This is a genomic window from Bacillota bacterium (assembly GCA_040754675.1).
Lineage (GTDB): Bacteria > Bacillota > Limnochordia > Limnochordales > Geochordaceae > Geochorda.
In genome coordinates, this window is record JBFMCJ010000396.1 from 1 (window position 1) to 3,861 (window position 3,861).

The 3,861-nt window shown below is 64.4% G+C and carries 3 protein-coding genes; all 3 read left to right on the top strand.

Translation table 11 applies throughout. The features are described 5' to 3' along the window. Positions 1–1,174: FdrA family protein (locus AB1609_17655; protein MEW6048273.1), on the top strand; the 1,174-nt coding region annotated here is incomplete at its 5' end. A gap of 17 nt (positions 1,175–1,191) precedes the next feature. Next, positions 1,192–2,601, top strand: coding sequence for a DUF1116 domain-containing protein (locus AB1609_17660; GenBank protein MEW6048274.1), 1,410 nt, complete (start codon positions 1,192–1,194; stop codon positions 2,599–2,601). 40 nt (positions 2,602–2,641) lie between these two features. Then, positions 2,642–3,861 (top strand): xanthine permease (locus AB1609_17665; protein MEW6048275.1); only part of this gene is annotated, 1,220 nt, incomplete at its 3' end.

Sequence of the window (3,861 nt, forward strand, 5' to 3'; positions counted from 1 at the left end):
GGCGGCCAAAGCGCTCCGCAGGGGATTCCACGTAATGTTGTTCAGCGACAACGTCAGCATCGAGGACGAGTTGCGGCTTAAGTTGCTCGCCCGTGAAAAGGGCCTGCTCCTGATGGGACCGGACTGTGGCACGGCCATAATCAATGGCGTTCCTTTGGGGTTCGCAAATGCAGTCAGACGCGGCACCATCGGCATCGTAGGGGCGGCTGGCACCGGCATTCAGCAGGTTTCCGTGCTGATCGACCGCCTCGAGGCCGGGATATCGCAGGCGGTCGGTACCGGCGGGCGGGACGTTTCGGCGCGAGTCGGGGGCATCGCCATGCTTCAGGGCCTGGCCGCCCTGGAAGCAGACGAAGGCACGCGTGTGATCGTGCTCGTGGCCAAACCGCCTGCTCCCGAAACTGCCGAAGCAGTGCTCGCTGCTGTAGCCAATTGTGAGAAGCCGGTGGTGGTAGTGTTCCTCGGCGGTAACCGGGAGGCAATACGGCGCGCGGGCGGGTACGCTGCAGACACCCTGGAGGAAGCCGCGGTGATGGCTGTGGCCCTCGATCGGGGAGAGAGTGCGTTCGAGGCGGTACGTGATGCGGGGGTCGAGCTAACCTCGGTTGCTCGGCAAGAGGTCGACCGGATGGCGCCCGGGCAGAAATTCCTGCGCGGCCTGTATTCCGGAGGCACGCTTTGCGATGAGGCTATGCTGCTCCTTCGGGAGAGGGTTGGCCCCGTTTATTCGAACACGCCCCTCGAACCAGGCTGGCGGCTTCGCGATTCGTGGGTGAGCACGGGGGACACGGTCGTGGACTTGGGGGATGACGAGTTCACGCGCGGAAGGCCCCACCCCATGATCGATCCTGCGTTGCGCCTGCAAAGGCTTGAGCGCGAGGCAAGTGACCCCGAGGTGGCCGTTGTCTTGCTGGATGTGGTGCTGGGATACGGGGCGCACCCGGACCCGGGCTCGGTGCTCGCCGAAGGTGTGGTCCGGGCGAAGGAGCTGGCTGCTTCCCAGGGGCGGTACCTCAGCGTCGTCGCCTCTGTGTGCGGAACGCGTGGTGATCCGCAGGATCTGGACAGGCAGGAGGCGGTGCTGCGTGCGGCGGGGGTGGTGTTGCAGCCGAGCAATGCCCGTGCGGCCCGCCTGGCGGGCCTGATAGCCAGCATGGCACGGGCACGCAGTTAGGACGGGAGGATGCTGCCATGTCTCCAGTGGTGGATCTGTTTCGCCGGGAACTGAGAGTAATCAACATCGGACTCAGGGAGTTCGCTGATACCCTGCGAGAAGTCGGAGCGCAGCACGTACACGTGGACTGGCGTCCTCCCGCCGGGGGCAAACCGGAGCTGATCGCTGCCCTATCAGAGTTGGAAGAGCGGTTCGATGCGGTGGAATCCGCGAACAGAGAGGCCTTCGAGCGCATTTGCGGCTCCCAACCCGTTTGGATCGACGTGGCCAGGGCGGATGAAGTTGTTCCGGGGATGAGGCGGAACGTGGTCCTCCACGCCGGCCCCCCGCTCCGGTGGGAGGAGGCGTGCGGGCCGGTCAGGGGTGCCGTCATAGGGGCTTTGCTGTACGAGGGCCTGGCTGGTTCGCCCGCCGAGGCGGAGCGCCTGGTCCAAAGTGGAGAGGTGCAGCTGTCACCGTGCCACCATCACGGCGCGGTTGGCCCCATGGCTGGGGTCGTGTCCGCCTCCATGCCGGTGGTTGTGGTCGAGAACCGGGCATACGGTAACCGCGCATTCGCCACTCTGAACGAAGGCCTGGGCAGGGTACTGCGCTTCGGCGCGTATTCCGAGGAGGTCATCAGCCGCCTGCGGTGGATGAGGGACGTGTTGGCGCCTGCCTTGAGGGACGTGGTCCGGGCCAGCGGGGGCATCGACCTGAAACAGATCATCGCCAGGGCGTTGCACATGGGAGACGAGTGCCACAACCGGAACGCGGCGGCCACTTCCCTGCTGGTGCGGGGGTTGTTGCCGCACTTCGGTAACGCGGGTGTCAGTGGTGCCGTGGTCGCTGAGGTGGGGGAGTTCCTGAGCCGGAACGACCACTTCTTCTTGAACCTCTCCATGGCTGCGTGCAAGGCCACCATGGACGCAGCCCACGGGATGCCGAACTGCACGCTCGTGACGGCCATGGCGCGGAACGGTACCCGGTTCGGCATTCGTGTTAGCGGCACGGGGGATCGGTGGTTCACTGCGGCCGCCCCCCGTGTAAACGGGCTCTACTTCGTGGGGTTCACGGCGGAAGATGCCAACCCCGACCTGGGGGACAGCAGCATAACGGAGACGGCGGGTCTGGGGGGATTCGCGATGGCGGCGGCTCCGGCCATTGTTCAGTTCGTGGGCGGGACGCCGGAGGATGCCGTGGCCCTGACGCGCGAGATGGGGGAGATTTGCTTCGGGCGCAACCAGACGTTCACCATACCCGTGCTGGGCTTCGTGGGAACGCCTGCGGGGATAGACGTGAGAAAGGTGGTGGAAACGGGGATCACTCCGGTCATCAACACGGGGATCGCTCACAGGGAAGCGGGGATGGGGCAGGTGGGTGCCGGGCTGACCCGGGCGCCTATGGAGTGCTTTGAAGAGGCTTTGCAGGCACTGGCGGGGTTGTGAGCATCGCCTGTAGGGAACTCAGGTGAGAAGGTGGTGGAATATGAAACCCGTTAGTGTTCCGTGGTGGGTGCGGGGAGACTGGAATGGCTTCTTCGGTCTCTTCACGAACAGCCTCACGAACATCATGGTGTTGGCGGGGCTGTTGAGCATGACGCTCAAGATGCCTGACTGGCTCGTTTACGGGCGCGTACTCCCCGCTGTGGGTGTTTCCCTGGCAGTCGGCAACCTCTACTACGCGTTCATGGCGCGCCGGCTGGCGCGTCGTGAGGGCCGCACCGACGTGACTGCACTCCCGTATGGCGTCAGTGTCCCTCACATGTTCATAGTCGTCTTTCTCATCGTGGGGCCGATCTACTGGAAGACGGGCGACCCACTGGTCGCGTGGCGGGCGGGAGTGGCGTGGTGCTTTATCGAGGCCGTCGTTGAGGTGCTCGGAGCAGCAGTTGGGCCCACTGTACGCAAGTACACCCCCCGAGCCGCAATGCTGGGAACGCTGGCGGGGGTGTCTCTAACCTACATCGCTATGAGGCCGGCCATGCAGAGTTGGGAAGTGCCGTACATCGCGATGGTCAGCCTGACCGTCATCCTTATGGGCTGGTTTGCCCGCAAGCGTTTTCCGGGAGACCTCCCTGCCGGCCTGGTCGCGATCATAGCTGGAACTATCCTCGGGTGGGCTACCGGCTACATGAGGCCCGAAGCGGTTGCACAGACTGTCGCCAGTATCAGGCCGGCGTTCCCGGTTCCGGCGTTTTCGGCGCTGGCTGTCGGTATGAGGGAGATTGCACCTTACCTGGCCACTGCGATTCCGCTCGGCGTCTACAACTTCTTCGAGACGATGAATAACGTCGAGAGTGCTTGCGCGGCAGGCGACGATTACAACACGCGCGAGGCCATGCTTGTCGACGGTCTGGGGTCTCTGACCGGTGGTCTACTCGGCAGCATGTTCCCGACGGCAGTGTATATCGGGCACCCCGGGTGGAAGAGCGTGGGAGCTCGCATTGGGTACTCGGTCGCCACGGGCGTGGGAGTGCTGGTCGTCTGCCTCCTGGGCGTTGTGCCTCTGCTGCTTACGGTCATTCCCCTCGTGGCGGTGTTACCGATCCTGCTTTATATCGGGTTGGTCATAGGGGCACAGGCGTTCCAGGCCAGTCCGAGCCGGCATGCTCCAGCTGTGGTGATGGGTATGGTTCCCTGGCTGGCCAACTGGGGGCAGTCGCTCGTCGATAACGCACTTTCGGCGGTTGGTTCGAACGCCGGCTT